Annotated in this window: 27 protein-coding genes and 1 tRNA gene; 16 read left to right on the top strand and 12 right to left on the bottom strand. The window is 70.2% G+C overall.

Going from position 1 to position 26,781, the window contains the following annotated elements; genetic code table 11:
• On the bottom strand, window positions 1-1,092 hold a 1,092-nt coding region (locus ABZX75_RS31875; RefSeq protein ID WP_355416899.1), incomplete at its 3' end, for an Hsp70 family protein.
• 260 nt (window positions 1,093-1,352) lie between these two features.
• Here ABZX75_RS31875 and ABZX75_RS31870 point away from each other — a divergent pair.
• The 3 genes from ABZX75_RS31870 (at window position 1,353) to ABZX75_RS31860 (ending at window position 5,611) form a co-directional block, all read left to right on the top strand.
• Window positions 1,353-1,916, top strand: a complete 564-nt coding sequence (locus tag ABZX75_RS31870) for a sugar transferase (RefSeq protein WP_355416896.1) — start codon at window positions 1,353-1,355, stop codon at window positions 1,914-1,916.
• Between the two features lie 110 nt (window positions 1,917-2,026).
• Window positions 2,027-4,480, top strand: coding sequence for a (Fe-S)-binding protein (locus tag ABZX75_RS31865; protein ID WP_355416893.1), 2,454 nt, complete (start codon window positions 2,027-2,029; stop codon window positions 4,478-4,480).
• Between the two features lie 240 nt (window positions 4,481-4,720).
• Window positions 4,721-5,611, top strand: a complete 891-nt coding sequence (locus tag ABZX75_RS31860) for a Yip1 family protein (protein WP_355416890.1) — start codon at window positions 4,721-4,723, stop codon at window positions 5,609-5,611.
• Window positions 5,612-5,702: 91 nt separating this feature from the next.
• Here the strand turns inward: ABZX75_RS31860 and ABZX75_RS31855 are convergent, their stop codons facing one another.
• A complete protein-coding gene (locus tag ABZX75_RS31855) occupies window positions 5,703-6,200 on the bottom strand; it encodes a phosphoribosyltransferase (RefSeq protein WP_355416887.1) in 498 nt (165 codons plus the stop codon).
• Entirely contained in the window at window positions 6,197-6,784 is a 588-nt protein-coding gene (gene dcd / locus ABZX75_RS31850; protein WP_355416884.1) for a dCTP deaminase, read from the bottom strand. Before dcd ends, ABZX75_RS31855 begins: the two co-directional genes overlap by 4 nt.
• A gap of 485 nt (window positions 6,785-7,269) precedes the next feature.
• On the opposite strand from dcd, the gene ABZX75_RS31845 reads away from it, so the two are divergent.
• Window positions 7,270-7,340, top strand: a tRNA-Gly gene (locus ABZX75_RS31845).
• A 131-nt stretch (window positions 7,341-7,471) separates the two neighbouring features.
• On the opposite strand, the gene ABZX75_RS31840 is transcribed toward ABZX75_RS31845, so the two are convergent.
• Together ABZX75_RS31840 and ABZX75_RS31835 are read right to left on the bottom strand one after the other, a co-directional pair.
• Window positions 7,472-7,891 carry an SRPBCC family protein gene (locus ABZX75_RS31840; protein ID WP_355416881.1) on the bottom strand — a complete coding sequence of 140 codons (420 nt, stop codon included), beginning with the start codon at window positions 7,889-7,891 and terminating at the stop codon, window positions 7,472-7,474.
• Window positions 7,892-7,917: 26 nt separating this feature from the next.
• Window positions 7,918-8,280: a VOC family protein gene (locus ABZX75_RS31835; protein WP_355416877.1), complete on the bottom strand. Its 363-nt coding sequence runs from the start codon at window positions 8,278-8,280 to the stop codon at window positions 7,918-7,920.
• Window positions 8,281-8,408: 128 nt separating this feature from the next.
• On the opposite strand from ABZX75_RS31835, the gene ABZX75_RS31830 reads away from it, so the two are divergent.
• Together ABZX75_RS31830 and ABZX75_RS31825 are read left to right on the top strand one after the other, a co-directional pair.
• On the top strand, window positions 8,409-9,227 hold the full coding sequence (locus ABZX75_RS31830) for an AraC family transcriptional regulator (protein WP_355416874.1): 819 nt from the start codon (window positions 8,409-8,411) through the stop codon (window positions 9,225-9,227).
• A gap of 431 nt (window positions 9,228-9,658) precedes the next feature.
• Entirely contained in the window at window positions 9,659-10,528 is an 870-nt protein-coding gene (locus ABZX75_RS31825) for a serine hydrolase domain-containing protein (RefSeq protein ID WP_355416871.1), read from the top strand.
• Window positions 10,529-10,599: 71 nt separating this feature from the next.
• Here ABZX75_RS31825 and ABZX75_RS31820 read toward each other — a convergent pair whose 3' ends face one another.
• Window positions 10,600-12,267, bottom strand: coding sequence for a PucR family transcriptional regulator ligand-binding domain-containing protein (locus ABZX75_RS31820; RefSeq protein ID WP_355416868.1), 1,668 nt, complete (start codon window positions 12,265-12,267; stop codon window positions 10,600-10,602).
• Window positions 12,268-12,619: 352 nt separating this feature from the next.
• On the opposite strand from ABZX75_RS31820, the gene ABZX75_RS31815 reads away from it, so the two are divergent.
• The 3 genes from ABZX75_RS31815 to ABZX75_RS31805 are packed head-to-tail and all read left to right on the top strand — an operon-like array spanning window position 12,620 to window position 16,553.
• Complete coding sequence (locus tag ABZX75_RS31815) at window positions 12,620-13,516, top strand: FAD binding domain-containing protein (RefSeq protein ID WP_355416865.1); 897 nt, start codon at window positions 12,620-12,622, stop codon at window positions 13,514-13,516.
• A 2-nt stretch (window positions 13,517-13,518) separates the two neighbouring features.
• Entirely contained in the window at window positions 13,519-14,154 is a 636-nt protein-coding gene (locus ABZX75_RS31810) for a (2Fe-2S)-binding protein (protein WP_355416862.1), read from the top strand.
• Window positions 14,155-14,156: 2 nt separating this feature from the next.
• Window positions 14,157-16,553: a molybdopterin cofactor-binding domain-containing protein gene (locus ABZX75_RS31805; protein WP_355416859.1), complete on the top strand. Its 2,397-nt coding sequence runs from the start codon at window positions 14,157-14,159 to the stop codon at window positions 16,551-16,553.
• Window positions 16,554-16,665: 112 nt separating this feature from the next.
• Here the strand turns inward: ABZX75_RS31805 and ABZX75_RS31800 are convergent, their stop codons facing one another.
• Window positions 16,666-17,040 (bottom strand): VOC family protein, encoded by a 375-nt coding sequence (locus ABZX75_RS31800; RefSeq protein WP_355416856.1) that lies wholly within the window; start codon window positions 17,038-17,040, stop codon window positions 16,666-16,668.
• 232 nt (window positions 17,041-17,272) lie between these two features.
• Between ABZX75_RS31800 and ABZX75_RS31795 the strand changes: the two genes are divergently transcribed.
• Window positions 17,273-18,259, top strand: coding sequence for an NAD-dependent epimerase/dehydratase family protein (locus ABZX75_RS31795; RefSeq protein ID WP_355416853.1), 987 nt, complete (start codon window positions 17,273-17,275; stop codon window positions 18,257-18,259).
• Between the two features lie 122 nt (window positions 18,260-18,381).
• Here ABZX75_RS31795 and ABZX75_RS31790 read toward each other — a convergent pair whose 3' ends face one another.
• Window positions 18,382-18,999, bottom strand: a complete 618-nt coding sequence (locus tag ABZX75_RS31790; protein ID WP_355416902.1) for a type III effector protein — start codon at window positions 18,997-18,999, stop codon at window positions 18,382-18,384.
• A gap of 202 nt (window positions 19,000-19,201) precedes the next feature.
• Between ABZX75_RS31790 and ABZX75_RS31785 the strand changes: the two genes are divergently transcribed.
• From ABZX75_RS31785 to ABZX75_RS31775, 3 genes are all read left to right on the top strand, one after another.
• Window positions 19,202-19,633: an Hsp20/alpha crystallin family protein gene (locus ABZX75_RS31785; RefSeq protein ID WP_355416850.1), complete on the top strand. Its 432-nt coding sequence runs from the start codon at window positions 19,202-19,204 to the stop codon at window positions 19,631-19,633.
• Window positions 19,634-19,668: 35 nt separating this feature from the next.
• Entirely contained in the window at window positions 19,669-20,148 is a 480-nt protein-coding gene (locus ABZX75_RS31780) for a DUF2267 domain-containing protein (RefSeq protein WP_355416847.1), read from the top strand.
• Between the two features lie 597 nt (window positions 20,149-20,745).
• On the top strand, window positions 20,746-21,084 hold the full coding sequence (locus ABZX75_RS31775) for a MerR family transcriptional regulator (RefSeq protein WP_355416844.1): 339 nt from the start codon (window positions 20,746-20,748) through the stop codon (window positions 21,082-21,084).
• An 82-nt stretch (window positions 21,085-21,166) separates the two neighbouring features.
• On the opposite strand, the gene ABZX75_RS31770 is transcribed toward ABZX75_RS31775, so the two are convergent.
• Entirely contained in the window at window positions 21,167-22,114 is a 948-nt protein-coding gene (locus tag ABZX75_RS31770) for an NmrA/HSCARG family protein (protein WP_355416841.1), read from the bottom strand.
• 272 nt (window positions 22,115-22,386) lie between these two features.
• Here ABZX75_RS31770 and ABZX75_RS31765 point away from each other — a divergent pair, with 272 nt between their 5' ends.
• The gene (locus tag ABZX75_RS31765; protein ID WP_355416838.1) at window positions 22,387-22,554 is read left to right on the top strand and encodes a hypothetical protein; all 168 of its coding nucleotides are present in this window, start codon (window positions 22,387-22,389) and stop codon (window positions 22,552-22,554) included.
• Window positions 22,551-23,741 (top strand): hypothetical protein, encoded by a 1,191-nt coding sequence (locus tag ABZX75_RS31760; protein WP_355416836.1) that lies wholly within the window; start codon window positions 22,551-22,553, stop codon window positions 23,739-23,741. Before ABZX75_RS31765 ends, ABZX75_RS31760 begins: the two co-directional genes overlap by 4 nt.
• A 120-nt stretch (window positions 23,742-23,861) precedes the next feature.
• On the opposite strand, the gene ABZX75_RS31755 is transcribed toward ABZX75_RS31760, so the two are convergent.
• From ABZX75_RS31755 to ABZX75_RS31745, 3 genes are all read right to left on the bottom strand, one after another.
• Complete coding sequence (locus tag ABZX75_RS31755) at window positions 23,862-25,556, bottom strand: WD40 repeat domain-containing protein (RefSeq protein WP_355416833.1); 1,695 nt, start codon at window positions 25,554-25,556, stop codon at window positions 23,862-23,864.
• Between the two features lie 34 nt (window positions 25,557-25,590).
• On the bottom strand, window positions 25,591-25,734 hold the full coding sequence (locus ABZX75_RS31750) for a hypothetical protein (protein WP_355416830.1): 144 nt from the start codon (window positions 25,732-25,734) through the stop codon (window positions 25,591-25,593).
• Window positions 25,735-25,863: 129 nt separating this feature from the next.
• Window positions 25,864-26,016 carry a hypothetical protein gene (locus tag ABZX75_RS31745; RefSeq protein ID WP_355416827.1) on the bottom strand — a complete coding sequence of 51 codons (153 nt, stop codon included), beginning with the start codon at window positions 26,014-26,016 and terminating at the stop codon, window positions 25,864-25,866.
• 253 nt (window positions 26,017-26,269) lie between these two features.
• Between ABZX75_RS31745 and ABZX75_RS31740 the strand changes: the two genes are divergently transcribed.
• On the top strand, window positions 26,270-26,596 hold the full coding sequence (locus tag ABZX75_RS31740; protein ID WP_355416824.1) for a MerR family transcriptional regulator: 327 nt from the start codon (window positions 26,270-26,272) through the stop codon (window positions 26,594-26,596).
• Window positions 26,597-26,781 lie beyond the last annotated feature (185 nt).

Here is a 26,781-nt window from a genome sequence, read left to right as displayed (position 1 = left end):
GTCGAGGAGCAGGACGTCCTTGACCTCACCCTTGAGCACACCGGCCTGGAGGGTGGCGCCGATGGCGACGACCTCGTCCGGGTTGACGCCCTTGTTGGCGTCCTGGCCACCGGTCAGCTCCTTGACGAGCTCCGCGACGGCCGGCATACGGGTGGAGCCGCCGACGAGAACGACGTGGTCGATCTCGGACAGCTGGATGCGGGCGTCCTTGATGACGTTGTGGAACGGCGCCTTGCAGCGGTCCAGCAGGTCGGCGGTCAGCTGCTGGAACTGGGAGCGCGTGAGCTTCTCGTCCAGGTGCAGCGGGCCCTCGGCCGAGGCCGTGATGTAGGGCAGGTTGATCGAGGTCTCCGTGGAGGAGGACAGCTCGATCTTCGCCTTCTCGGCGGCCTCGCGCAGGCGCTGGAGCGCCATCTTGTCCTTGGACAGGTCGACGCCGTGGCCGTTCTGGAACTGCTTCACGAGGTAGTCGACGACGCGCTGGTCCCAGTCGTCGCCACCGAGGTGGTTGTCACCGTTGGTGGCCTTGACCTCGACGACGCCCTCGCCGATCTCCAGGAGCGACACGTCGAAGGTGCCGCCACCGAGGTCGAAGACGAGAATGGTCTGGTCGTCCTTGTCGAGACCGTAGGCCAGGGCGGCGGCGGTCGGCTCGTTGACGATGCGCAGGACGTTCAGACCCGCGATCTCACCGGCCTCCTTCGTCGCCTGACGCTCGGAGTCGTTGAAGTACGCCGGGACGGTGATGACCGCGTCCGTGACCTTCTCACCCAGGTACGCCTCGGCGTCGCGCTTCAGCTTCTGCAGGATGAAGGCGCTCATCTGCTGCGGGTTGAAGTCCTTGCCGTCCAGGTTGATCTTCCAGTCGGTGCCCATGTGGCGCTTCACCGAGCGGATGGTCCGGTCCACGTTCGTGACCGCCTGGCGCTTCGCGACCTCGCCGACGAGCACCTCGCCGTTCTTGGCGAAGGCGACGACGGACGGCGTGGTCCTGGCGCCCTCGGCGTTGGTGATGACGGTGGGCTCGCCGCCTTCCAGAACGCTGACGACGGAGTTAGTGGTGCCCAGGTCGATGCCGACCGCACGTGCCATTTCGATTCCTCCAGCTGACTTGAGTGGAACAGGCTCAAGGATGCCGCAAGGCCGCGTCCGCGTCAACAGAGCTGAGCGTGGTCGGCTCAACCTTTAGGCTCCCCTTACGCGCAATCTCGCTTGCCGCCGCGGCAAAACCCGTCGGCGCTTGAGGCGCGGAGCGCCGGGGCGGCGCGCCGGCAGCGGCCCCGCACCCGGACGGGGGACCGTCGCCGCGCGTCTCACCGCTCCCGCCGGACGGCTGCGGCACCGTGCGAGGCATGCCCCTGCCGCTCACCCTCGCCGCCCTCCCGCTCCCCCGGCCGGCCACGCCCCCGGCCAAGCGGGTGCTCGACCTCGCCGCCTCCCTGCTCCTGCTCGCCGTCTGCACCGCACCGCTGCTGCTGATCGCCGGCCTGCTGTACGCGAACCAGGCCGCGCGGGGCAGGCGGGGCACCCGGCCCGCGCGGGTCTTCGTACGGGAGCCGGCGACCGGCCTGGCGGGGCGACAGTTCCGGACCTGGCGGTTCCACACCGACGGGGCGGGCCTGCTCGGCGCGGCCGTGGAGCGGTGCGCGCTCGACGGGCTGCCGCAGCTGCTCAACGTGGTGCGGGGTGAGATGTCGCTGGTCGGGCCGCGCCCGGAGGCCCGTACGGACCGCCCCGAGCGGCTCCTCGTACGGCCCGGAATGACCGGATTGTGGCAGGTGAGCGCACGCTCGGACCTACCCTGGGAGGAGATGGCCCTGCTTGACCGTCATTATGTGGAGAACCACTGGCTCGGGATGGACCTGGCGATCCTGGCGCGAACCCCACGGGCGGCCTACCGGCAAAGGCATGCCTGAGCGACACAGATCACCGCGCGCTCGGCTACATTGCGGCGTCGGGAGTGGGTAACCTCAAGCCTTGACTGCATAAGTTACCGCTTAGTAAGTGCCGCCCGAGGAGCCTTCCCATGCAACTCGCCGCGATCATCGTGTCGCTGGTCCTGACCGTGGTCGGCGTCGCGCTGCTCGCCCGAGCCGTGGCGCAGATCTACCGGTTCGTGAAGCTCGGCCAGCCCGTACCGGCCGGCAGCCGCACGGACGACCCGAAGGCCCGGACCCTCACCCTGGCCCGGGAGTTCCTCGGCCACAGCCGCATGAACCGCTGGGGCATCGTCGGCTTCGCCCACTGGTTCGTCGCGATCGGCTTCCTGACGCTGCCGCCGACCCTGGTGCAGGCGTACGGGCAGCTCTTCCAGGCGGACTGGATGCTGCCGGTCATCGGGGACTTCCTGCCCTTCGAGTTCTACACCGAGTTCATCGGCCTGATGACCGTCGTGGGCATCGTCGTCCTGATGGTGATCCGGCTGCTCAGCCTCCCCTCGCGGGCGGGCCGCAAGTCGCGCTTCGCGGGCTCGAAGGCCTGGCAGGCGTACTTCGTCGAATACGTCATCCTCACCATCGGCCTCGCGATCCTCGCGCTGCGCGGCCTCGAGGGCGCCATCCACCACGTGGACGGCTACGAGGCGTCGTACTTCGCCTCGTACCCCCTGGTGCTGGCCTTCAAGGGGATGTCGCTCGGCGCCCTCCAGAACGCCATCTACTTCACCGCGATGATCAAGATCGGCGTCTCGCTGATCTGGATGATCACCGTCTCGCTCAACACCAACATGGGTGTCGCCTGGCACCGCTTCCTCGGCTTCCCGAACATCTGGTTCAAGCGGAACGCGGACGGTTCGTCGGCGCTCGGCGCCCTCCAGCCGATGACGAGCGGCGGCAAGGAGATCGACTTCGAGGACCCGGGCGAGGACGACGTCTTCGGCGTCTCGCAGGTCGAGCAGTTCTCCTGGAAGGGCATCCTCGACTTCTCCACGTGTACGGAGTGCGGTCGCTGCCAGTCGCAGTGCCCGGCCTGGAACACCGGCAAGCCCCTGTCGCCGAAGCTCCTGATCATGTCGCTGCGCGACCACGCGCACGCCAAGGCCCCGTACCTGCTGGCCGGCGGCGGCAAGGACATCGAGGGCAACGAGAAGGCCTCGGCCGAGGCCCTCGCCGGAGTGCCCGCTTCCGCGCTGGCGGAGGCCGAGCGCCCGCTGATCGGCACGGTCGAGGAGAACGGCGTCATCGACCCGGACGTGCTGTGGTCCTGCACGACGTGCGGTGCGTGCGTGGAGCAGTGCCCGGTCGACATCGAGCACATCGACCACATCGTCGACATGCGGCGCTACCAGGTGATGATCGAGTCCGCGTTCCCGTCCGAGGCGGGCACGATGCTCAAGAACCTGGAGAAGAAGGGCAACCCCTGGGGCCTCGCGAAGAAGCAGCGCGTCGAGTGGACCAAGGAGGTGGACTTCGAGGTACCGATCGTCGGCAAGGACGTGGAGGACCTGTCGGAGTTCGACTACCTCTACTGGGTCGGCTGCGCGGGCGCGCTGGAGGACCGGGCCAAGAAGACGACGAAGGCCTTCGCGGAGCTGCTCAACATCGCGGGCGTCAAGTTCGCGATCATGGGCGGCGACGAGAAGTGCACCGGCGACTCGCCGCGCCGCCTCGGCAACGAGCCGCTGTTCCAGCAGCTGGGCCAGGAGAACGTGGCCATGCTGAACATGGCGTTCGGGGAGGACGACGAGGATCCGTCGACCCGGAAGCCGAAGTCGGCGAAGCGGATCGTCTCGACCTGCCCGCACTGCTTCAACACCATCGCGAACGAGTACCCGCAGCTCGGCGGCGAGTACGAGGTCATCCACCACACCCAGCTGCTCCAGCACCTGATCGACGAGGGCCGGCTGGTGCCGGTGACGCCGGTCGACGGCCTGGTCACCTACCACGACCCGTGCTACCTGGGACGGCACAACAAGGTCTACACGCCGCCGCGCGAGATCATGTCGGCCGTGCCGGGGCTCCGGCAGCAGGAGATGCACCGCCACAAGGAGCGGGGCTTCTGCTGCGGCGCCGGTGGCGCGCGGATGTGGATGGAGGAGCGGATCGGCAAGCGCATCAACAACGAGCGGGTCGACGAGGCGCTGTCCCTGAACCCGGACATCGTGTCGACGGCGTGCCCGTTCTGCCTGGTGATGCTGACCGACTCGGTGAACGGCAAGAAGAACGACGGGCAGGCGAAGGAGTCCGTCCAGGTCGTGGACGTGGCGCAGCTGCTGCTCGACTCGGTGAAGACGCCGGAACCGCCGATGCCGGAGCCGGAGCCGGAGGCTAAGCCGGAGGCCGCGCCTGCGGCGAAGGCGGAGCCGGAGCCGGAGCCGGAGCCTGCGGTGAAGGTAGCGGCCGGGGCCAAGCCCGAGCCCGCGGCAAAGGCAGCGGCCGAGCCCGAGCCGGAGGCCAAGCCCGAGCCCGCGGCAAAGGCAGCGGCCGAGCCCGCGGCCGAGGTGGAGCTCGACCCCGAGGCGAAGCCCGAGGGCGCCAAGTAGCGGTCGGCCACCGGCCGCGCAGGCACCCGTAAGCAGTACCGGACGGCCGGTCCCCCACGTGGGGACCGGCCGTTCCGCATGCCGTCATCTCAGACCGGGTCGTCACCCGCACGGGGTCGGCGCAGCAGCGGGGGCAGCCCCCCGGGGTTCCCCCTAGGGGATGTCACAGGTCAGCCGCAAAGCCCGCGTGTTCCGGCCGCCCGGTCACCACGGCCTGCCGGACCAGGTACGTTCGATCACGTGGCTGGATTCAGGATCGGACGCGGCCGGGACAACAACCGCACCCCGCAACAACCCCCGCGGCAGCAGCCGTACGGTCAGCAGCAACCGCCGCCGTACGGCCAGCAGCCCTACCCTCCCGCCGGGCCTCCCCCGCAACAGCAGTGGCCGCAGCAGGCCGCCGGGGGCCACGGTGAGCCGGAGTACTTCGACCCGTACGGGCAGCACCCGCAGGCGCAGCCCCCGTACGGGCAGGGACCGGCGTACGCGAACGACAACCCGGGGCACACCCAGGCCTTCGTGTTCGGCGAGGACCCGTACGGCCAGGGAGCGACCTACCAGGCGGGCGCGGCCACGGCCGCCCCGGCCGGTCCGCGGCTGCCGTGGAAGGAACTGCTCCGCGGCATCGTCACCCGCCCCGGGCAGACCTTCCTGCAGATGCGCGACTACTCCGTCTGGGGCCCCGCGCTGACCGTGACCTTCCTCTACGGTCTGCTCGCGGTCTTCGGCCTCGACGACGCCCGCGAGGACGCGATCAACGCGACGCTGTCGAAGGCCGTGCCGATCGTGCTGTCGGCGGGCGTGGCGTTCGTCATCTGCGGCCTGGTCCTCGGCGCAGTCACGCACACGCTGGCCCGCCAGATGGGCGGCGACGGGTCGTGGCAGCCGACCGTGGGCCTGTCCATGCTGGTCATGTCCATCACGGACGCGCCGCGCCTGCTGTTCGCCGTGTTCCTCGGCGGCGACAACATGGTCGTACAGGTGCTGGGCTGGGTCACCTGGGTGGCGGCCGGCGCGCTCTTCACCTCACTCGTCAGCAAGTCGCACGACCTGCCGTGGCCGAAGGCGCTGGGCGCGTCCGCGATCCAGCTGATCGCGCTGCTGTCGATCATCAAGCTGGGCACGCTGTAGCGCTCCCCGTAGGGACGAGCAAGGGGCCCGCCGCGCGGCGATCCGCGCGGCGGGCCCTTTCCTGCTGATGTGGGGTCAGGCCGTGTGAGGCTCAGGCGTCGAGGACCTGGCCCTCGCGCTTCACGACGGGCGGCTCGACCGACCAGGGGAAGTTGATCCACTCGTCGGTCTTCTTCCACACGTACTCGCACTTCACGAGCGAGTGGGACTTCTCGTAGACGACCGCGGAGCGGACCTCCGCGACATGACCCAGGCAGAAGTCGTGGACGAGCTTCAGCGTCTTGCCGGTGTCGGCCACGTCATCGGCGATGAGGACCTTCTTCGCCGAGAAGTCGATCGCGTCGGGCACGGGCGCCAGCATGACCGGCATCTCCAGCGTGGTCCCGACACCGGTGTAGAACTCCACGTTCACGAGGTGGATGTTCTTGCAGTCCAGCGCGTACGCCAGCCCGCCGGCCACGAACACGCCGCCGCGGGCGATGCTCAGGATGATGTCGGGCTCGTAGCCGTCGTCGGCGATCGTCTGCGCCAGCTCGCGCACGGCGCGGCCGAAGCCGTCGTAGGTCAGGTTCTCGCGTACTTCACTCATGCCTCGTGCCTCACCTGAGTGCGGTGGAAGTTCTGGAAGGACCGCGAGGCCGTCGGGCCGCGCTGCCCCTGGTACCGCGATCCGTACCGCTCGCTCCCGTACGGGAACTCCGCGGGCGAGCTGAGCCGGAACAGGCACAGCTGTCCGATCTTCATACCCGGCCAGAGCTTGATCGGCAGCGTGGCGAGGTTCGACAGCTCAAGGGTCACGTGGCCCGAGAACCCCGGGTCGATGAAGCCGGCGGTCGAATGGGTCACCAGGCCCAGGCGGCCCAGGCTGGACTTGCCCTCCAGCCGGGAGGCGATGTCGTCGGGCAGCGAGATGACCTCGTACGTCGAGGCGAGGACGAACTCACCTGGATGCAGGATGAAGGCCTCGTCGCCGTCGGGCTCGACCATCCGGGTCAGGTCCGATTGCTCGACCGCGGGGTCGATGTGGGCGTAGCGGTGATTCTCGAACACCCGGAAAAACCGGTCGAGACGTACATCGATGCTGGAGGGCTGCACCATCGATTCCTCGAACGGGTCGATGCGAACCCGTCCGCTGTCGATCTCGGCCCGGATGTCTTTGTCAGAGAGAAGCACGTCCCGAGGATACGCAGAGCGCGCGGGCCACCCCCAATCGAAGGCGGCGGCCCGCGCGCCTGGCCCTATCGGCATGGCTCTCGCTCTCGCTATCCCCCTACCGCTTGGCGCCACCCACGGGCACGGCGTGACGCAGCCGCGCGCACCGCGGACACCGCAGGAGCCGCCCGGGCCCGATCCGGCCGGCACCGAGATGCTGCAGCGGGAACGAGGCGGTACTGAAAACGTGCCCTTCGGCACAACGGACGACGGTGTGCTCCATCGAGTCCCTTTCCCCAACGAGCTGTACTGCGACGAATCGCCACATTAGGGGATGATCGGGACCCGCTCCAGCCGCCGCTCCGCACGCACACGGTACGCCCCAACTCCCGCACGCACACGCGCCGGTGCCCCCACACATGACAACGACCCCGCGGTGAATTCACCGGGGGTCGACCATGGGGTAGAGTGAGCAACGATACGGATCCAGGCAACTGGAATCCTGTGCGGATGTAGTTTAATGGTAGAACATGAGCTTCCCAAGCTCAGAGCGCGGGTTCGATTCCCGTCATCCGCTCTTGAACGAAGGCCCAGGTCAACGACCTGGGCCTTTCGTCATTGTCTGGACAATTCAGGCGTCGCGCACCACCTGCGCACCACCCGCCCCCGGACCGAGGCACGCTTTCGGCCCGGCCCCGGTATGGGTCTCTACCTGTCCGTCGGAACCGGTGTGGCCTTCAGCGTCTCCTGCATGATGTGCGCGCCCTGATCGGCCATCTCGCTGATGGGGTAGGCGAGTTCGTCCGGCGTCACGTCGATCGTCCAGACGAAACGGCTGTGCCCCTCGGTGGCGGCAAGAACCTGCATTGAGGCGTGATGGTGCTTCGGCGCCATCGAGCCGCCGACCACCGCGTAGGCCACCCGGCGGGCCGCCTCGTCGATGTCGACGATCAGCTCGTGCACGACGACACCGTTCGCGAAGGTCACGATCCTGGTGTCCGCCTCCATGCGGGTGTCCGTGACGAAGCCCGGCACCAGGCGCTGGTGCACAGCTCCGACCTCGCGCAGGGCCTCCCAGACGTTCTCCGGGGAGTTGTCGATCAGGAATTCCTTGTGGATGTGAGCCATGTGATCTTCTCCTGTCGGGTGACTCATCAGGCACCGGTGGTGAGACAGAACGGGTGCCCCTCGGGATCAATGAGGACCACCCACTGGTCCTTGCCGGGCTGGAACTCCGGCCTCGACGCTCCGAGGGCGAGGATCCGGCCGGCCGCCTCTTCCAGGACGGCGACCGTGAAGTCGAGGTGGGCGTGCTTGCCGTCGTCGGGCCAGCCAGGGGCCCGGTAGCCCTCGATGCGTACGAAAGCCAGGCCGGTGTGCTCCCCGCCGGCCAGGGAGGCGTAGTCCTCGCCGCTGTAGGTGATCTCCCAGCCGGTGAGCTTGCTGTAGAACTCGGCGAGCCGGACCGGGTCACCACAATCGATGACGACGGTGCTGATCTGCGCGAGAGCGGACATGACGGCGACTCCTTGATGGCGGTACGGGGTGAAGTGCGACGCCGCCCAGCTTGCTTGCCACGCCCCATCCCAGTCTTGAAGATCCTTGCGGCGGGGCCGATGTCAGACTCCCGGCGTAGCGTTCAAGAGTGCTGACCTCCACCGTCCTCGCCACCCGGCCCGGCTTCCGCATCACCGCGGTGAACTGCCGGGACGACCACACCCGCTGGTCGGAGGCGGAGGTGCGCGAGGACTACCGCGTGGTGCTCGTGCGGCGCGGCCAGTTCCGCAGGCAGGCGGCCGGCACCCCGGCCGAGGTCGACCCGACGATGGCCTATCTCGGCGTCCCGGGCGAGGAGGAGCGTTTCGCGCACCCGGCCTCCGGGGGCGACGCGTGCACGTCGATCAGCCTGACGCCCGCTCTGTGGAGGGTCGTGGCGGGTGAGGACGCCCGCCCAGCCCGACAGAGCGTCTACGTGGACGCCCGCCTCGACCTGGCCCACCGCCGCGTCCTCGCGTCCGCCCGCACCGGCGACGTGGACCATGCGGTGACCGAGGAGCTGCTCGGACTGCTCTCCGCCACCGTCGGCCAGGCCCTCGACGGAGCCGTCCCGACCAGCGTCCCCGGCCGGGACGAGGCGACGCTCGTCGCCGCGGCCCGGCATGCGATCGGCGAGGCCCACCCTGCCTCCGAGGGGCTTCTGCCGCTCGCGGAGCTCCTCGGCGTCTCGCCCTACCGCCTGAGCCGCTCCTTCACCCGCGAGCTGGGAGTCTCGCTGACGCGCTACCGCAACCGGGTCCGTATCGGCCGGGCCCTCGACCGTCTGGACGCGGGCGAGGACAGCCTCGCCACCCTCGCCGCCGACCTGGGATTCTCCGACCAGGCCCATCTCTGCCGGACCATGCGCCAGTACCTCGGCCACACACCAACGGCGCTGCGGCGGCTCCTCGTCCCGCGGTCGCCCTAGGACATCGCCCGCGCAGGGGCCTCGACCAGGGTCTGGCGGGTGCCACTACATGCCAGTAGGAACGGTAAACAGCGGTCAAGTACGGCTCCGTGAACAACCTCACCGCAAGGTCGACCTCATCCGTTTGCCCAGGTCAGCGCCTACGCGACCGCTCAAGTGCCGGGTGATTCCCAAGCTCAGAGCGCGGGTTCGATTCCCGTCATCCGCTCTTCCGAGAAGGCCCAGGTCAGCGACCTGGGCCTTCTTCGTTGTCCAGACCAGTTCAGGAGTCGCGCACGACTTGCGTACCGCTGGGCCTCTGACCGGCCTGCTGAGCGGCCGCGGAGCAGTTGGTTACCGCTGGGTAGCGAACAATGGGCACCGTATGCCGGGCAGTTGGGCCGCCTGCGCCCTGCCCAGTGCCAGCACCCGCGCGTGAAGGAGAACCCACCGTGTTCCGGACGCCCAGCTGCCTTCTCGGCAGTGGAATCGAACCCCGTGTCACCCACGGCCACAGCGTCGCCCGCTACGTCCAGATCGGATCGCTGACCAAGGTCGTCACCGGCACCGCGCTCATGCGCATGGCCGAGGCCGGCGTTCTCGGCGTGGACGATCCCATCGAACGCTGGCTGGACACACCGCCCGGCAGCGGCATCACCCTGCGGCACCTGGCGGACCACACGTCCGGGCTGCCCCGCCAGCCCCCGGGCCTGCCGCGCAAGAACCCGTACGGCGGTTTCGACCGGGCGGCCCTGCACGCGCTGCTCGCCGGTCTCGGGGAGATGGCCACAGCTGCGCCCGGCGTGTCCGAGGAGTACTCCAACCTCGGTTACGCGCTGCTCGGTTCAGCCCTGTCCGTGGCTGCCGGGATCCCGTACGAGGAGGTGGTACGCACCTACGTCCTGGAGCCCCTGGGCATCGACGAGATGACGCCGCATCCCCCGGCCGAGCAGCGGCTGCTCGCGACGACCCGCCTGCTGAACCGCCCCCGGACGCCGTGGACCATGGACGGGGCCATCCTGCCCGCGGGTGGCCTCTGGGCCACTCCCCGGGCCGCCGCCCAACTGCTGACCGGGCTGCTCGTCGACAAGCTCCTCGGGCCGCCCGCCCCGACCTGGCAGAAGACCGGCGCCGTGACCTGGCACAACGGCGCCACAGACGGGGCATCCGTCTTCGCGGGCACGCTCCCCGACGGGCGATGGGTACTCCTCCACCGGCTCGGCGGGTCCCCCATCGGAACGGACCGTTTGGGCGTCCAAGCCCTCGCGGCCTCCCGGCCCTCGGGGCCAGTGACGCTTCGGGAACCCGGACCGTCCGTATGATCTCTGGCGCCGCACGATGGCACTGCGGTCGTGGCCGCACGCGCACCCGGCGCCGGTCCCGGAACCGCGGCTCAGCCGGCCCTCAGGGCCGCGAGGAAGTCCAGTCTGGTCTCGAGCCGGGCCAGGTCCCGGCCGGTGAGCTGCTCGATGCGGGCAACGCGGTGGCGCAACGAGTTGACGTGCAGCCGGAGTCGGGCAGCGCATTTGGTCCAGGACCCGTCGCAGTCGAGGAACTTCTCCAGCGTGACCAGCAGGTCGGTTTGGTGGCGGCTGTCGTGATCGCGCAGGGGGCCGAGGAGACGGGCCGCGAAGGCTTGCCGGGTCTCGGCCGGGATGAGGGGCAGCAGCGACAGGATGTGCGTGGTGAGGTCGTCGGGGCCGCGCGCGGTCACGCGCTCCGGGCCGTCGTCGGCGACCCGCAGCGCGGTGCGGGCCTCTTCGAGCGCTCGGCGTGCGTTCCCGGGCTCGCCCACGGGAGAGCTGACGCCGATGGAGACGCTGCCCGTCGGGCCGAGCCAGCGGGCGAGCACCGCGGCGAGTCTCCGCTGGAGGGCGGCGTAGTCGAGGGCCGGACCGGGGAGCGCGTCCGTGGGCTCAGGTACCAGTACGAAAATCACGGCCTGGTCGTCGTCGACGGTGGCGGCGATGTCCTCCGGCGATACCAGCACCGGTCCGTCCGGTTGGATCAGGGCCTCCTCCAGGAGTACGCACAGGGCCCAGGCAGGGATGGGACGGATCGCGTCCCACTCCCCCTTGGCGACCACGAACTGGCAGCGCGGCCAGTGCGACACCTGGCTGACGACGGCCTGCGCGGTGGCGCTCAGCCGGACGGGGATCTCCTCGGGTGGGACGCTGCTGTGCAGCAGGTCGAGGAGTCGGCGGGCCAGGTCCTTGAGCGCGGCCTTCGCCTGCTCGTGTGCGGATCTGGCGTCGGCGGCCAGTTCGACGATCCGGTCGAGGAGTTCCACATCCGTCGCAGGCCAGCTTGACGTGTCGGCCTCGACGACGACCAGCCAGTCACCCAACTCCGTGCCGTCTTCCGCCGCGGTCGACGGTGTCGACGGCCCGGTGGCGTCGCGTATCGGCAGGAGGGAGTAGAGCCGATTCCCGATCGTGACCCGATGGGGAGCCGGCTCCCCCGAGCGGCGCGCGGCGAGATACCTCCCGGCCAGTGCCACCGCCGTCTTGGCACGCAGCGCGGGGCGGACCCCGGCGATCTGACGTCCGGTCACGGACAGGACGCGCACATCGAGGCCGAGGCTGCGCCGCAGGAGCTCCAGTACGGCGTCCGGGGCGCTCCGGTCGGTGAGGAGCTGTCGGTGGCGTTCGACCACGGCGGCGAGGTCGCCGACGGGCCGGCGGTGCAGACGGCGCAGGACGTGTTCGGTGACCGCGGTGAACGATGTCTCCGGTTTCACGACAACGAGGGGGAGGCCGTGGCGTCGGCAGGCGCGTACGAGGTCGTCCGGGACGAAGCCGTGAGCGGCTTCACCGGCGGCGAGGGCCGCGACGCCCGCCTGATCGAGGATGCGCACGAAAGACTCGGCGTCTCCGTCCTCCCGCCACCAGGCGAGTCCGGTGAGGACGAGTTCACCGCCGGTCAGGAAGCGACCGGGGTCGGCCAGGTCGATGGTCGGGACAGCGCGTACGGCCCGATCGAGCACGCTGTCGTCGGCGTCCTGGCCCACCAGCAGAAGCAGCCCCAGCTCGTCGATCTCCAAAAGTTCGCGTAGCCGCATGCTCGCCACTCTCTCACGGCCCGCTGCTTCCGGAACATCCATCGCCGCAGTTCACCGGCGTGAGGCGGTGGGAAAGCACCGTGGTCCACAGGCGACGGAGAAGCCGGTTTTGGGGGATCGGTGACTGCCTCGTCCGCCTGATCGCGCTGTCTACTTCAGCGCATCCAGCCAACAGCGCGTGCACGAGTGGGTCGGTCGGGAGTTCGGGCCCCCGGCTCGAAGCGAACGCCCCGGACGGAACGACCCGGCACGAACCACCCGCCACGAACCACCCGCCACGAACCACCCGCCACGAACCACCCGCCACGAACGACCCGATAACACCGACCCGATACGAAGAAGAGAGCCGCTCATGGACTTCCTTCGTCCCGCCAGCTGGGAGGAGGCGCTCGCCGCCAAGGCCGAGCACCCCACGGCTGTGCCGATCGCGGGTGGCACCGATGTGATGGTCGAGATCAACTTCGACCACCGCCGCCCCGAGTACCTCCTGGACCTGGGCCGCATCGCCGAGCTCCAGGAGTGGCACGTGGGCAGGGAGACCGTCCAGCTGGGCGCGTCCGTGCCGTACGCCAAGATCATGGAGAACCTGCGGGCCGAGCTCCCCGGCCTCGCGCTCGCCTCGCACACCGTGGCCTCGCCGCAGATCCGCAACCGCGGTGGCGTCGGCGGCAACCTCGGCACCGCCTCGCCCGCCGGCGACGCGCACCCCGCGCTGCTCGCCGCCGACTGCGAGGTCGAGGTCGTCTCGCAGGCCCGCGGCAGCCGCCTGATCCCGATCGACGAGTTCTACACCGGCGTCAAGCGCAACGCGCTGGCCGCCGACGAGCTCATCAAGACCGTCCACATCAAGAAGGCGGACGGCCCTCAGCAGTACTCCAAGGTCGGCACGCGGAACGCCATGGTGATCGCCGTCTGCGCCTTCGGTATCGCGCTGCACCCGCAGACCCGCACCGTGCGCACCGGCATCGGCTCGGCGGCGCCGACCCCGATCCGGGCCAAGGCCGCCGAGGAGTTCCTGGGCGCCGCGCTCGAAGAGGGCGGGTTCTGGCACAACGGCAAGATCATCACCCCGTCGATCGCCAAGCGGTTCGCGGAGCTCTGCTCCGGCGCCGCCAACCCGATCGACGACGTACGCGGCACCGCGAGCTACCGCAAGCACGCCGTGGGCATCATGGCCCGCCGCACGCTCGGCTGGACCTGGGAGTCGTACCGCAGCGGCAAGGGCCGTGGCGCGAAGGGAGTCGCGTAACCATGCGCGTCAATTTCACGGTCAACGGCCGTCAGCAGGAAGCCGACGACGTCTGGGAGGGCGAGTCCCTTCTGTACGTGCTGCGCGAGCGCATGGGGCTTCCCGGTTCCAAGAACGCCTGTGAGCAGGGCGAGTGCGGCTCCTGCACCGTGCGTCTCGACGGTGTCCCGGTGTGTTCGTGTCTCGTCGCCGCCGGGCAGGCCGAGGGCCGCGAGGTCGTGACGGTCGAGGGCCTCGCCGACTACGCCGAGCAGCGAGCCGCGTACGGGGGTCGCGGCTCCGACCACGGCAGGGGCGCCTCCCTGACGGACGCACGCCGGTGGTCCGCTCGCCCTTCTGACGGGGTCACCGACTCGCAGGCCGGTGAGGGCACCGAACTCTCCACGATCCAGCAGGCGTTCATCGACGCCGGCGCCGTCCAGTGCGGCTTCTGCACCCCGGGTCTCCTGGTCGCCGCCGACGAGCTCCTCGAGCGCAACGGCGAGCCGTCCGACGCGGACATCCGCGAGGCGCTCTCCGGCAACCTCTGCCGCTGCACGGGTTACGAGAAGATCCTGGACGCGGTCCGCCTGGCCGCGGCCCGCCAGGAACCTCAGGAACCTCAGGAACGTCAAGGACTCCAGGAAGGCGCGGTCTGATCATGGCTGGCACCACCACCACCGGTATCCCCACGAACGTCACCCAAGGCTCCCGGACCAAGGGCGGCATCGGCGAGTCGACGCTGCGCCCCGACGGCACCCTCAAGGTCACCGGCGAGTTCGCCTACTCCTCGGACATGTGGCACGAGGACATGCTGTGGGGCCAGGTCCTGCGGTCCACGGTCGCGCACGCCGAGATCCTGTCCATCGACACCTCCGAGGCCCTGGCCCTGTCGGGCGTCTACGCGGTGCTGACGTACGACGACCTGCCGGCCGCGATGAAGAACTACGGCATGGAGTTCCAGGACACCCCGGTCCTGGCCCACGGCAAGGTCCGTCACCACGGCGAGCCGGTCGCCCTCGTGGCCGCCGACCACCCGGAGACCGCGCGCCGCGCCGCCGCGAAGATCAGGATCGAGTACCAGGAGCTGCCCCTCATCACCGATGAGGCCTCGGCGACCGCTCCCGACGCCGTACTCGTGCACGAGAGCCGCGACGACCACCACGCCGCGCACGTCCCGCACCCGAACATCGTGCACCGCCAGCCGATCATCCGCGGCAACGTGGAAGAGGCCGCCAGGAAAGCCGATGTCATCGTCAAGGGCGAGTACACCTTCGGCATGCAGGACCAGGCCTTCCTCGGCACGGAGTCCGGCCTCGCGGTGCCGGCCGAGGACGGCGGTGTCGACCTGTACGTGGCCACCCAGTGGCTGCACTCGGACCTCCGCCAGATCGCCCCGGTCCTCGGCCTGCCCGAGGAGAAGGTGCGCATGACGATGGCCGGCGTCGGCGGCGCGTTCGGCGGCCGCGAGGACATCTCGGTGCAGATCCTCGCCAGCCTGCTCGCGCTGCGCACGGGCAAGCCGGTGAAGATGGTCTACAACCGGTTCGAGTCCTTCTTCGGGCACGTCCACCGTCACCCGGCGAAGCTCTCCTACGAGCACGGCGCCACCAAGGACGGCAAGCTGACGCACATGAAGTGCAAGATCGTGCTCGACGGCGGCGCCTACGCGTCGTCCACGGCCTCGGTCGTCGGCAACGCCGCGTCCCTCTCCGTCGGCCCGTACGTCATCGACGACGTCGAGATCGAGGCGATCGGCCTCTACACCAACAACCCGCCCTGCGGCGCGATGCGCGGCTTCGGCGCGGTCCAGGCCTGCTTCGCGTACGAGGCCCAAATGGACAAGCTCGCCGCCCGGTTGGGCATGGACCCGGTGGAGTTCCGGCAGAAGAACGCCATGGAGCAGGGCACGATCATGCCGACCGGGCAGCCGGTCGACTCGCCCGCCCCGGTCGCCGAACTGCTGCGCCGCGTCAAGGCCCGCCCGCTGCCGCCCGAGCGCCAGTGGGAGGTCGCCGAGGGCGAGGCCGACGTACGCGAGCTGCCGGGCGGTCTGTCCAACACCACGCACGGTGAGGGCGTCGTCCGCGGCGTCGGCTACGCGGTCGGCATCAAGAACGTCGGCTTCTCCGAGGGCTTCGACGACTACTCGACGGCCAAGGTGCGCCTGGAGGTCATCAACGGCGAGCCCGTCGCGATGGTCCACACGGCCATGGCGGAGGTCGGCCAGGGCGGTGTCACCGTCCACGCGCAGATCGCCCGCACCGAGCTCGGCGTGCAGCAGGTCACCATCCACCCCGCGGACACCCAGGTGGGCTCGGCCGGGTCGACCTCCGCCGCCCGCCAGACGTACATGACCGGCGGCGCCATCAAGAACTCCTGCGAACTCGTCCGCGAGAAGGTCCTGGAGCTCGGCCGGCGCAAGTTCGGCTCGTACCACCCGGCGTGGGCCACCGCCGAACTCCTTTTGGAGGGCGGCAAGGTCGTCACCGACGGCGGCGAGGTCCTCTCCACCATCGTGGACGTCCTGGAGGACGAGGTCATGGAGGTCGAGGAGGAGTGGCGGCACCTCCCCACCGAGCCCTTCGACCTGAGGACCGGCCAGGGCAACGGCCACGTCCAGTACTCCTTCGCCGCGCACCGCGCGGTGGTGGAGGTCGACACCGAGCTCGGTCTGGTCAAGGTCATCGAACTGGCCTGTGCCCAGGACGTCGGCAAGGCGCTCAACCCGCTCTCCGTCGTCGGCCAGATCCAGGGCGGCACGAACCAGGGCCTGGGTGTCGCGGTGATGGAGGAGATCATCGTCGACCCGAAGACCGCGAAGGTGAAGAACCCCTCCTTCACGGACTACCTGATCCCGACCATCCTCGACACGCCGACCATCCCGGTCGACTACCTCGAACTGGCGGACCCGAAGGCACCGTACGGACTGCGCGGCATCGGTGAGGCTCCGACCCTGTCGTCCACCCCGGCCGTCGTCGCGGCGATCCGGAACGCGACCGGACTGGAGCTCGACAAGACGCCGGTCCGCCCCGAGCACCTCACCGGGATGTCTTAGATCAGGTCAGGTTCCTCAGGTCCCTCAGGTCCCTCAGGTCCACCATGGACCGGGGCGCGTTGACGAAATCCTCTGTCCGGTGTCCCAGCTCAAGGCTCCCGCTCGCTCAAGGTCACCGCGCCCGCTCGGCGGCACTCCGCTCAACGCAGAACTCGTTGCCCTCCGGATCGGCCATGGTGACCCAGCCGGTCCCGTCGGCCTTGCGGTGATCGCCGACAACGGTGGCGCCCAGGGCCAGGATGCGCTCCACCTCCTCGTCTCGCGACCGGTCCCGTGGCTGCAGGTCCAGGTGCAGCCGGTTCTTGGCGGTCTTGGCATCGGACACCGTCACGAACAGCAGCGTTGCGCCGGGCGCCGTGACCGACGCCTCGGGGTCACCCGGGAAGTCATCGGCAGCGAGCGAGCCTTCCAGGACAGCCGCCCAGAACTGCCCCAAGCGGTAGGCATCGGAGCAGTCGAAGGTGAGGTGTCGTACAAGTGAACCCATGCGGCGCACTATTGACCAGGCCGCGGGCTCTGTCCAGCGAATACTTCCGGGTCAGCCCACCCCCACCGGCCGGGACCGGGAAGACCACGTCATCGCCCCGGGTCCCTGGAACGGGCCGGCGCCGGCATCGCTCCACGACGGAACGCCAACGGCCCCACGGCCCGGCGTACGGCCGGTCCGCCGTCAGCGAACCCCTCTAGGGGCCGGGTGCGGCGCGGTGTTGGGTGTCGGGATGGAGATATTGGTTCTGGGTGGAACAGCATGGGTGGGCCGGGAGCTGTCGCGGCAGGCGATCGGGCGCGGCCATCGGGTCACGTGCCTCGCTCGCGGCGAAGCCGGAGAAGTCGCGGACGGAGCGACGCTGGTGACCGCGGACCGACGCGATCCTTCGGCGTACGCACCACTGCTCGACCGCGCATGGGATGCGGTCATCGAGGTGTCATGGCAGCCGGGCTTCGTTCGTGAGGCGCTCGCCGCGCTGGGCGACAGGACCAGGCACTGGACCTACGTCTCCTCCGTCAGCGCCTACGCCTCCCATGACGTGCCGGACGCGGACGAGTCCGCGGCGCTCCTCGCTCCGACCGACGGGAGCGAGGTCGACCGCGGGTCGTACGGCGAGGCGAAGGTCGCCTGCGAGCAGGCCGCGACGGCCGCCGTGGGCGACCGCCTCCTCATCGCACGCGCCGGTCTCATCGGCGGCCCGGGCGATCACAGCGGACGCTCCGGCTACTGGGTGGCCCGCGCCGCCCGCGATCCGCGAGGGCGGATGCTGGTTCCCGACACCCCGTCCATGCCGACACAGACAGTCGACGTACGGGACCTCTGCGCCTGGCTGCTCGACGCGGCGGAGGCGGGGAGCGTCGGCACCTACGACGCCGTCGGTCCGGTCGTTCCGTTCGGAGAGTGGATCGAGCTGTCCCGAGCCGTCGGCGGGCACACCGGCCCGGTGGTCACCGCCGACTCCGCATGGCTGCTCGCGAACGGCGTGGCCGAGTACATGGGCCCCGAGTCGCTGCCGATGTGGCTGGTCGAGCCGGGCTGGACGGTGTGGTCGGCCCGGAGCGGGTCCGCGGCGCGCGCCGCGGGGCTCCGTCACCGGCCCCGGACGGAGCTGCTGAGCGACACGCTGGCCTGGGAACGCGAGCAGGGCCTGGACCGGGTGAGGCGTTCCGGCCTCAGCGCCCGGCGCGAGCGCGCATTGCTCGACGCTCTCGGCTGAACGGCTGACGGCTGTCGACTGACCGGTCTCGACTAACCGGTCTCGGCTTACGGCAGCGGGCAGCCGGCCGTCCGAGTCGGCCCCGCCGGGACCCCGCGGGCCACGAACCGGGCCCGCACACGTCAGGTGGCGCGGCGCTGGTCGTGGCTGCCCTGTCGCAGGTGTTCGGTGTGCTGGGTGAGGGCGTCGACGCGGTCGGCGAGGTCCGGGTGGGCGGCCGCCAGGTGGGGGCGGGTTGCGGTCAGGGGGCCTACGAGGCTCGCGGCGTCGTCGGCGGCGAGGGCTCGGTCGAGGCGGCCGATGGGGGTGCGGGCGGAGGCGGGGAGGTCGGTGAGGGCGGTGATCTGGCCGGCGAGCCGGCGCAGGTCAGCGGCGTTCTCGCGCGCCCAGGCCGTGACCGTGCGGTCGGCGGCCCGCAGATCCCGGGTGGCCTGCACGCGCTGCTCGCCGGTGGTTCCGGCCGCCCCCGGACGCAGACGCAGGTACCGGCGCTCCGCGGCCTGGCGGCTGGCGACGCCGAGGGGGTGGGCGAGGTCGGCCCAACTGGCGCCGGCGTCGCGGGCGGTCTCGATGAGGCCGCTCTCCCAGCCGGCGAGCTGCTCGCGGACCTGGCGCAGGAGCAGCAGTGACGCCAGCGCCTGGGCGGGGTCGGCGGCGGGGGGCGGCGGTCCGCCGTCCTCGGTGGTGCGCGCCGCCCGCAGGGCCTCATCGATGGTGTCCAGGGCAGCGGCGGCGGCCAGGAAGGAAACCGCGCCGCGGTCTGCGCCGCGGTCGGCGCCGCGGGACGCGGTCGGCCGGTCGGCTGGGGTCACGGTGGCTCCTCTGGTCCGTGTCGTCCGTCAGACGACACTGTGCTTGTCATCGTTTCGATGACATGTTACAAGAGGAGCACGTCAAAGCGCATGGGCAGTTCCTGCCCGAACCGACTGGAGGTGTTTCGCGATGCTGATGCGCACTGACCCGTTCCGCGAAATGGACCGGATCGTCCAGCAGTTGTCGGGTACGTCCGGAACCTGGTCGAAGCCGTCCGCGATGCCGATGGACGCGTACCGCGAGGGCGACGCGTACGTCATCGCCCTCGACATCCCCGGTGTCACGCCGGACGCGATCGACATCGACGTCGAGCGGAACATGCTGACCGTGAAGGCCGAACGCCGGCCGTCCACCAAGGCCGACGTGCAGATGGAGCTCTCCGAGCGGCCCCTCGGCGTCTTCTCCCGCCAGGTCATGCTCGCCGACACCCTCGACACCGAGCACATCGAGGCGAACTACGACGCGGGTGTCCTGACCCTGCGCATCCCGATCGCCGAGCGCGCCAAGCCGCGCAAGATCGCCATCGGCAGCACCGACGGCCGCAAGCAGATCAACGGCTGACCGACACCCCTCACGAGAAAGGCCATCGCAGCACCATGTTCGACCAGCCTCGACCGGACCGGTCCCTCACGGCCATGACGTTCGACCAGATGCTGGAACGCGTGCGGTACGAGGGTGCCTACTCCACCCGCGACCGCGCGGAGAAGGTCGTCCGCAGTGTGCTCGCCGCGCTAGGCCGACAGGTGACGGGCGAGGAGCGCGTCGCCCTCGCCCAGTGTCTGCCCGTCGAGGCCGCTCTCGCCTTCACCGCCCAGATCCCCGACACGGAACGGCTCACCGGCTGGGGATTCGTGAAGGACCTCGCCACGCGCACCGGCGGATCTCCGGCCACGGCCCGCTGGGACGCCGGCGCCGTCCTCGCGGTCGTCTCCGCGCTCGCCGGACCCGACCTGCTCGCCCGCATCCTCCACCAGCTCCCCGGCGGCTACGCGCTGCTCTTCGGCCAGGCCCAGCTCCCGAAGCCGCAGCCGCAGGCGCAGGCGCACGCCCAGGCACAGGCCCCGTCCGCCGCGTAGAAGCCGGGGCGGTCCGAGGCGGATTGCCTCACCGCCGAACACGAAGAAATCTATGCCCGCCAGAGTAGACATTGACTGATCGCGTGGCTATGGTTTCTCTCGTAGCCAAGGTTGAAGGGCCCGGCAGAGACGAACTGCCGGGCAGCAGTACCCGCAGTTCGGCAGTACACGCAGTTCGCGAGTCGGTACGGCGGTGGAGTTTCGAAGCCAGGGTTGTTGCACGACGGCGACGGGACTGGCGGCCGTACCGGGTGGCCCGCAGTGATCAGGGGCCGCCATGAGCATGACCGCAGTACGAGCAGTACCAGCAGTACCCGTTTGGTAAGTGATTGACCCAGAGGAAGAACGGAGGAAGCAGACGCCATCAGGATCGCCCGGGCAGGAAGTAGCAGCCCGGGTACGGCAAGACCCCGGAATGGAAGGTGGTTCCCGGTCACGCATTCGCGATCCCCGCACTCCCGTCCTGCTTCAGGGCGATGCCGCGGAAACAGAAGGTCGGCGCAGCACTAGGGCCGACAGATGGTGTTCAATTTCCTTCGGGGCCTTGGTGCCGTACGGCACCAAGGCCCCTCGACGCGTTCCCGAGAAGAGGTGCAGATGACAGCGGATAATTCGCCCGGCGGCCGACTGGACGACGATGACTACCCCGCCTACACGATGGGCCGGGCCGCCGAGATGCTCGGCACCACCCCCGGCTTCCTCCGCGCCATCGGAGAAGCCCGCTTGATCACTCCGCTCCGCTCCGAGGGCGGGCACCGCCGCTACTCGCGCTACCAGCTGCGCATCGCGGCCCGTGCGCGGGAGCTCGTCGACCAGGGCACCCCGGTCGAGGCCGCTTGCCGCATCGTCATCCTCGAGGACCAGCTCGAAGAGGCCCAGCGCATCAACGCCGAATTCCGCCGCGCCTCCTCCGCCGCGCAGGAGAACGCGCACTGAGCCGGTGGCGCCCCGCACGGTGACCTCCGTATCCGGTCCCGCGCGGTGATTGCCGTACCGCGGTGATCGCCGTACCGGTCGGTCAGGACAGCTGGAACCGGTCGCGGTGGGCGGCCGCCCAGGTGGCGAAGTCCTGCAGGGCGGGGTTGATGGCACGGACGGCGTCGAGGTCCCGGGCGCTGGTGAAGCGGGCCTCGCAGTCGGCGTAGTACTGGAACATGTTCCCCACCTCCTCCGCGTACGGGAATCCGAGTGCGCGGTAGGCGTCCGGGTCCATGGGGCGGTAGCGCACCGGTTCGCCGAGGGTTTCCCCGAGGACCGCCGCCATGTCGGCGACCGGCAGGTGTTCGCCGGCGATGCTGACGGTGGCGGCGATGAAGTCGGTACCGCCTTTGAAGATGGCCAGCGCCGTCGTGCCGATGTCGTCCACGGCGATACCGGAGAGCCTCCTGTCGCCCATCGGGAAGGTGAGCTCAAGGGCGCCGTCCTCCCCGCGCTGCGGGGCGAACAGGCCGAACAGGTTGTCCCAGAAGAACGTGAGCCGTAGGAACGTCGTCGGCACCCCGTCGTCCGTGAAGTAGCCGTCGGCCTCCGCCTTGGCGTCGAAGTGCGGGACCTTGTAGGAGCCCTGGAGCGTGGGCATCCGGTCGTCGTCGAGCGGAATGCACTCGCGGGTGTCCTCCAGCGTGGACCAGATCGCATGCTGCACCCCGGCATGCCCGGCCGCCTGCGCGAGTGCCGCCGCCTGCGCCTTCTCCCGCTCCGCGGACGCGTGCTCCCAGAAATTCGTCATCAGGTACGCCCCGTACACACCCTCGAAGGCCGGGGCCAGGCTCGCCGCGTCGTCCATGTCGGCCCGCACCACCTCGGCGCCGAGCCGCTTCAGCTCCCGGGCCGCCTCCGAATCCGGGTCGCGGGTCACCGCGCGGACCGCGAAGCCGCCGTCCTCGTCCGCGAGGATCGCCCGGGCCACGGAACCGCCCTGCTGACCGGTCGCACCGCACACGGTGACGGTTCGCTTCTCGGTCATCGTCCGCACCCTCCATGCTCCATGCGGCATGCGCCATGCCGTGCTCGGCCGCCGCTCCCCTGCTGCCGACCGGGAGGGGGGTACGGCATCCGTTCATGCCGACCGTCCGCCTCCCGATACCTGGCGGCTGTCCGTTCGGTTCCGGGCCAAACCCCCGCGACTCGACCTTTCCCGCTACCGACGGGGCCGGTCGGGACGGCCCCGGCGCCGGTTTGCCGCGCGGGTCGGCGGGCAGCCGCTGGGTGAAACCGGCTGGCCAGAGGGAGGACCCGATGAACAGCCCGGATCGCGGCAGCAGCAAGTCCGGCCCCGAGCTGGGCGAGGTACGGAAGAAAGAAGTCGAGGGACAGATCCGCCCCGGCCACCCGACGCGCGCCGGCGACACGCAGCGGCGCCACCGGATGATGTCCATCGGCCACGATCCGCTCAAGCCGTCGTGAATCCATCCGTCCTGATCCGTCACCGCATGGGGGACATCATGGAACTCGGCTTTCTCAAACCCCTCTTCACCAAGCCAGGCCCATGGGCCTCGGTCTACATCGACACCACGCGGGCGACGGAGGACGCGCAGCGTGTGCAGAAGCTTCGCGAGCGCTCGGTCGCGTCCCAGCTCATCGAGGCGGGCGCCGACGCCTACATCATCCGGACGATCATGGACACGCTCGCCCATGAGCCCGTCTCCGGGGCTCCCCCCGGCCGGGCGCTGTTCGCCGCGGGCGGCGAGGTCGTGCTCGACATCCCGCTCTCGGTGAGCCCCCCGGCCGTCGAGGCCACCTGGTCGATCCTGCCGCACATCGCCCCGCTCGCCAGCCTGAGGGGCGACGAGCCGAGCTGCCTGGTCGCCTACATCGACCGTACGGGCGCCGATCTGGAGCTGCGCGACGCCCACCGCCGCGAAGCCGTCGGCCAGGCGCAGGGCAAGGAGTGGCAGGGGCGCGGCCACCGCAGCATCCCCGGGGACCGGTACGAGTGGCACTACCGGAACAAGGTCGAGAACACCTGGAACGAGACGGCGGACATCATCGCGTCCGAGATCTCCCGCCGGTGGCCGGAGAGCGGCGCCGATCTGGTGGTGCTGGCAGGCGACTCGCGCGAGCGCAGGGCCGTCTACAACCGGCTGCCCGAGCCCGCCCAGGCCGTCACCGTCGAGGTCGAGAACGGCAGCAGGTCCCCGGGCGCCTCGCAGAACCTCCTCGACCAGCAGATCGCGCGGGCGCGCGAGAAGTACGCCCGCAACCGGCTCGAAAGCGCCCTGGAGCGCTTCCGTACCGGACGGGGCAGGCCCGGCGAGCACCGCTCGTCCACCGTCGACACCGGACCGGGCGAAGCCGCCGAGGGAATGCCGGCCGTCGTGGACGCCGCGCGCAACCACCAGGTGGCCACCCTGCTGCTGACGCCGAACGCGTCCGACGCGGGCCGTGAGGTGTGGATCGGACCCGGCGTCGACGAGGTCGCCGTGCAGCGCGGTCAGGCACAGGCCATGGGCATCGCCAAACCCGAGCGGGCGCGCGCGGACGACGCGCTGTTGCGGGCCGCCGCGGCGACCGGTGGCGAGGTCCTCATCGTCCCCGAGGGGATGCCCGGTCCGGCGGGCGGGCTGGGGGCCGTGCTGCGCTGGAGCATCTGAGCCGCGGCCCGGCGCCGGCCGGCACCCGTCACCGAGCCCGTCGCGTCGAGCCGGTCGCCGAGCCCGTCGCCACGCTGTCGGCCGGTGCCGAACGGCAGCCGCTCCGCGCGCCCGCCCGTACTACGCCTGCCCGCCCGCGGGGACCGGGTACACCGTGCCGTCGTACGACGCCGCCAGGAAGCGGTCCGACTCCGGCGCGTAGTGGAGGCTGGAGATGCCCGCGGTCGTCGGCTTGTCCACGTACGGCCAGGTCCCGGTGCGGGTGTCGTAGACGGCGACCATGCCCCCGTACGAGCCGGTGGCGACCAGGGTCCCGTCGGCCGAGGCGGCGACGCACTTGACGGAGTGGTCGTGCGGGGTCGGTACGGCCGTCGCCCGGTCCCCGTCCCACAGCCGCAGGAGCAGGTCCCGGCTGACGCTGGCGAACCGGCCGCCCGGCAGCGGCGCGCAGCCGTTGGCGATGCGGGTGTGCGCCTCCTCGACGCGTGCGGTCTCCCGGAGCGTGCGGGTACTGAACCAGCTGGCCGAGGCGTCCGCGCACACCGCGAAGATCGTGCCGTCGGAGACGGCCAGCCCCTTCACCGCGTTGGCGAGGAGCGGGAGCGTCGCCACGTGCTCCACCGCCCCGTCCTCGCGTACGGCGAAGACGAGGCCCTCACCCGTGTAGGCACCGACGACCACGTGCGGTACTCCGTCGCGCTCGAAGGCCGCGGCGCAGTTCAGCGGAGAGCGGTGCTGATGGAGCGTCTCGCCGGTGTCGGCGTCGAAGACGCGGCCCAGCTGGCCCCCGGTGAGCACCCGGCCGCCGACCGGGACCAGGAAGTTGCACAGGCTGCCGGGGCGCCCCGCGGGGACCGCGTCGGCGTGGACGACGCCCGCGTCGCCCACCGTGTAGGTGCGCCCGTCGGGCAGGGTCGTGACGGCGTTGACGCAGCGCGTGCCTTCGACGCGGTCCAGGTTCCACGTCCCGGAGGCGGTGTCGTACGTCGCGTACGTGGAGCCGAAGGTGGCGAAGGCGAGGGTGTGATCGTCCAGGAACGCGCAGGAGCGGGCCCAGATCTCCGCCGGGAACTCGGCGGTGTGCAGTCGGCGCAGGCCGTCGGTGGTGTCCCAGATCCGCAGCGAGCGGTCGTAGCTGAGGCTGACCAGGGCGCCGGTGGCGGGGTTGAGGACGAGCCGCTTGATGCCGGCGTCGTGCGCCGGGAAGTGCTCGGCCACGCCGTCCTCGATGCGGATGACGGCGCCGTCGTCGTTGCCGGCGAAGACGACACCGCCGCGCGTGATGGCGATGGTGTCCGTCTCGACGCCGCCCAGGTCGATGTCGTCCGTCATCTCACCGGTGACGAGCGACCATCGCTTGATCGTTCCGTCGTCGCTGGACGAGATCAGCTCGCCGGTGGCGGGCAGCCACACGACGGAGATGACATCGGCGGTGTGACCCTCGAAACGCCGGACGACCGCGCCGGAGAAGTCGTAGACCCTGACCGTGTGGTCCCGGGAGGCGGTGGCGACGAGCTCCTGTTCCGGGTGGAAGACGGACATCTCCACGTCGTCCTTGTGGTCCGCGAAGACCGTACGCAGCCTCAGGTCGGGGAGCGACCACAGGCGGGCGGTGTAGTCGCTGGACGAGGTGACGAGCAGCGATCCGTCCGGGCTGAACGCCACCTGGTTGACCAGGTGGTCGTGCAGGCCGCGGGCCAGCGGCGTGTGCCGGGCCGCGTCCCAGAGGATGACCTGGTTGTCGTAGCCCGCGGTGGCCACGTAGCCGTCACCGAAGGTGGCCACCCCACTGATCGGGCCCTGATGCTTGATCACGCGACTTTCTCCTTGAGGTCGATGGTGTGCGGCGTCATGTGTCCCGGGCGGTGCCGTCGCCGGCGCCGTAACCCAGTTCGCGCGGCTGCGCCGCAGGTACCGCGGCGGCGAGCGGTGTCATGACGGTGAGCGAGCCGGTAAGCCGGTACGCGAGCAGCGGCAGGGCGGTGGCGTACATCGCCTCGCCGATGTCGCTGACCGTTGTTGATCGCGTTTCCCGCGGCGAACACCCTGAAGCGCGGGTTCTGGAACGGCGACGGCTCGACCACCACGTCCGTGGCGGGCGCCGGGGCGGCCGCGTGCGGGGTCATCCCCGCGCGGATTCGCCGTCGGCCACCGAGAGTTCCGGCGTCTCGAATTCCCCGGCGCGACGGTCGGAGATGGCCCGTACGGTGGCGAGAGCGGCGCTGTTCACCGACTGCCCGCGCAGACTTCCCGACACGAGAACGATCCTGGTCACACTCCGACTCCCTTCCTTCCGTTCGTCGGCCTTGTGCCTCCTCGGCGGTCGGCCTGGCGATGGCGTCAGATTGCCGCCGACGGGTGGGATCGGGTTACCGCCGTATTCATGCTTGATCAAGTCGCGGCGGATGCGGGGACGGCCGCCCAGGGTGGGCGAGCAGGCGCTCCGGCTCAAATCATGCCTAATTCCTGGAGAAAATCTGCCATCGTGAGAGTAGACATTTACTCTCATCACGGTTAGCGTCTCTGGCGTGACCTCTGAGAAGTCCCCGCTCGCCGACAGCCTCGATGACGACGACTACCCCGCCTACACGATGGGCCGGGCCGCCGAGATGCTCGGCACGACGCCCGCCTTCCTCCGCGCCATCGGCGAGGCCCGCCTCATCACCCCGCTCCGCTCGGCGGGCGGCCACCGCCGCTACTCCCGCTACCAGCTGCGGATCGCCGCCCGCGCCCGCGAACTCGTCGACACCGGCACCTCCCTGGACGCGGCCTGCCGCATCATCGCCCTGGAGGACCAGCTCGAAGAGGCCCTCCGCGTGAACGAGGAGATGAGCCGTCGGCGCGAGGGCTCCTGAGGCGCCCGGCGACCGTTTATACGACTTCCGGACGCGGATATCTGTTACTGCAAGTGCAGAATTAGTGCGAGGCGCCGAGAGATTTCACGACACGCCCCTCAGGCCGAGGAAAACCTCCCCGCCCCGCCGGCCCTCCTGTGCTACTGTGATGTCAGTTGCAGTTGTGGTTCCCAAAAACTTACAAG

It is taken from the genome of Streptomyces sp. NPDC003038, from assembly GCF_040611115.1.
Taxonomy (GTDB): Bacteria; Actinomycetota; Actinomycetes; order Streptomycetales; family Streptomycetaceae; genus Streptomyces.
Note: the sequence above shows the minus strand (reverse complement) of the source record. Positions and strands in the feature narration are given on the sequence as shown.

Coding starts and splice junctions, on each gene's coding strand:
- ABZX75_RS31870 (WP_355416896.1), top strand. CDS start 1,353: ATGCCCCTGCCGCTCACCCTCGCCGCCCTCCCGCTCCCCCGGCCGGCC.
- ABZX75_RS31865 (WP_355416893.1), top strand. CDS start 2,027: ATGCAACTCGCCGCGATCATCGTGTCGCTGGTCCTGACCGTGGTCGGC.
- ABZX75_RS31855 (WP_355416887.1), bottom strand. CDS start 6,200: ATGAGTGAAGTACGCGAGAACCTGACCTACGACGGCTTCGGCCGCGCC.
- ABZX75_RS31840 (WP_355416881.1), bottom strand. CDS start 7,891: ATGGCTCACATCCACAAGGAATTCCTGATCGACAACTCCCCGGAGAAC.
- ABZX75_RS31835 (WP_355416877.1), bottom strand. CDS start 8,280: ATGTCCGCTCTCGCGCAGATCAGCACCGTCGTCATCGATTGTGGTGAC.
- ABZX75_RS31820 (WP_355416868.1), bottom strand. CDS start 12,267: ATGCGGCTACGCGAACTTTTGGAGATCGACGAGCTGGGGCTGCTTCTG.
- ABZX75_RS31815 (WP_355416865.1), top strand. CDS start 12,620: ATGGACTTCCTTCGTCCCGCCAGCTGGGAGGAGGCGCTCGCCGCCAAG.
- ABZX75_RS31810 (WP_355416862.1), top strand. CDS start 13,519: ATGCGCGTCAATTTCACGGTCAACGGCCGTCAGCAGGAAGCCGACGAC.
- ABZX75_RS31805 (WP_355416859.1), top strand. CDS start 14,157: ATGGCTGGCACCACCACCACCGGTATCCCCACGAACGTCACCCAAGGC.
- ABZX75_RS31800 (WP_355416856.1), bottom strand. CDS start 17,040: ATGGGTTCACTTGTACGACACCTCACCTTCGACTGCTCCGATGCCTAC.
- ABZX75_RS31795 (WP_355416853.1), top strand. CDS start 17,273: ATGGAGATATTGGTTCTGGGTGGAACAGCATGGGTGGGCCGGGAGCTG.
- ABZX75_RS31785 (WP_355416850.1), top strand. CDS start 19,202: ATGCTGATGCGCACTGACCCGTTCCGCGAAATGGACCGGATCGTCCAG.
- ABZX75_RS31780 (WP_355416847.1), top strand. CDS start 19,669: ATGTTCGACCAGCCTCGACCGGACCGGTCCCTCACGGCCATGACGTTC.
- ABZX75_RS31775 (WP_355416844.1), top strand. CDS start 20,746: ATGACAGCGGATAATTCGCCCGGCGGCCGACTGGACGACGATGACTAC.
- ABZX75_RS31770 (WP_355416841.1), bottom strand. CDS start 22,114: ATGACCGAGAAGCGAACCGTCACCGTGTGCGGTGCGACCGGTCAGCAG.
- ABZX75_RS31765 (WP_355416838.1), top strand. CDS start 22,387: ATGAACAGCCCGGATCGCGGCAGCAGCAAGTCCGGCCCCGAGCTGGGC.
- ABZX75_RS31750 (WP_355416830.1), bottom strand. CDS start 25,734: ATGTACGCCACCGCCCTGCCGCTGCTCGCGTACCGGCTTACCGGCTCG.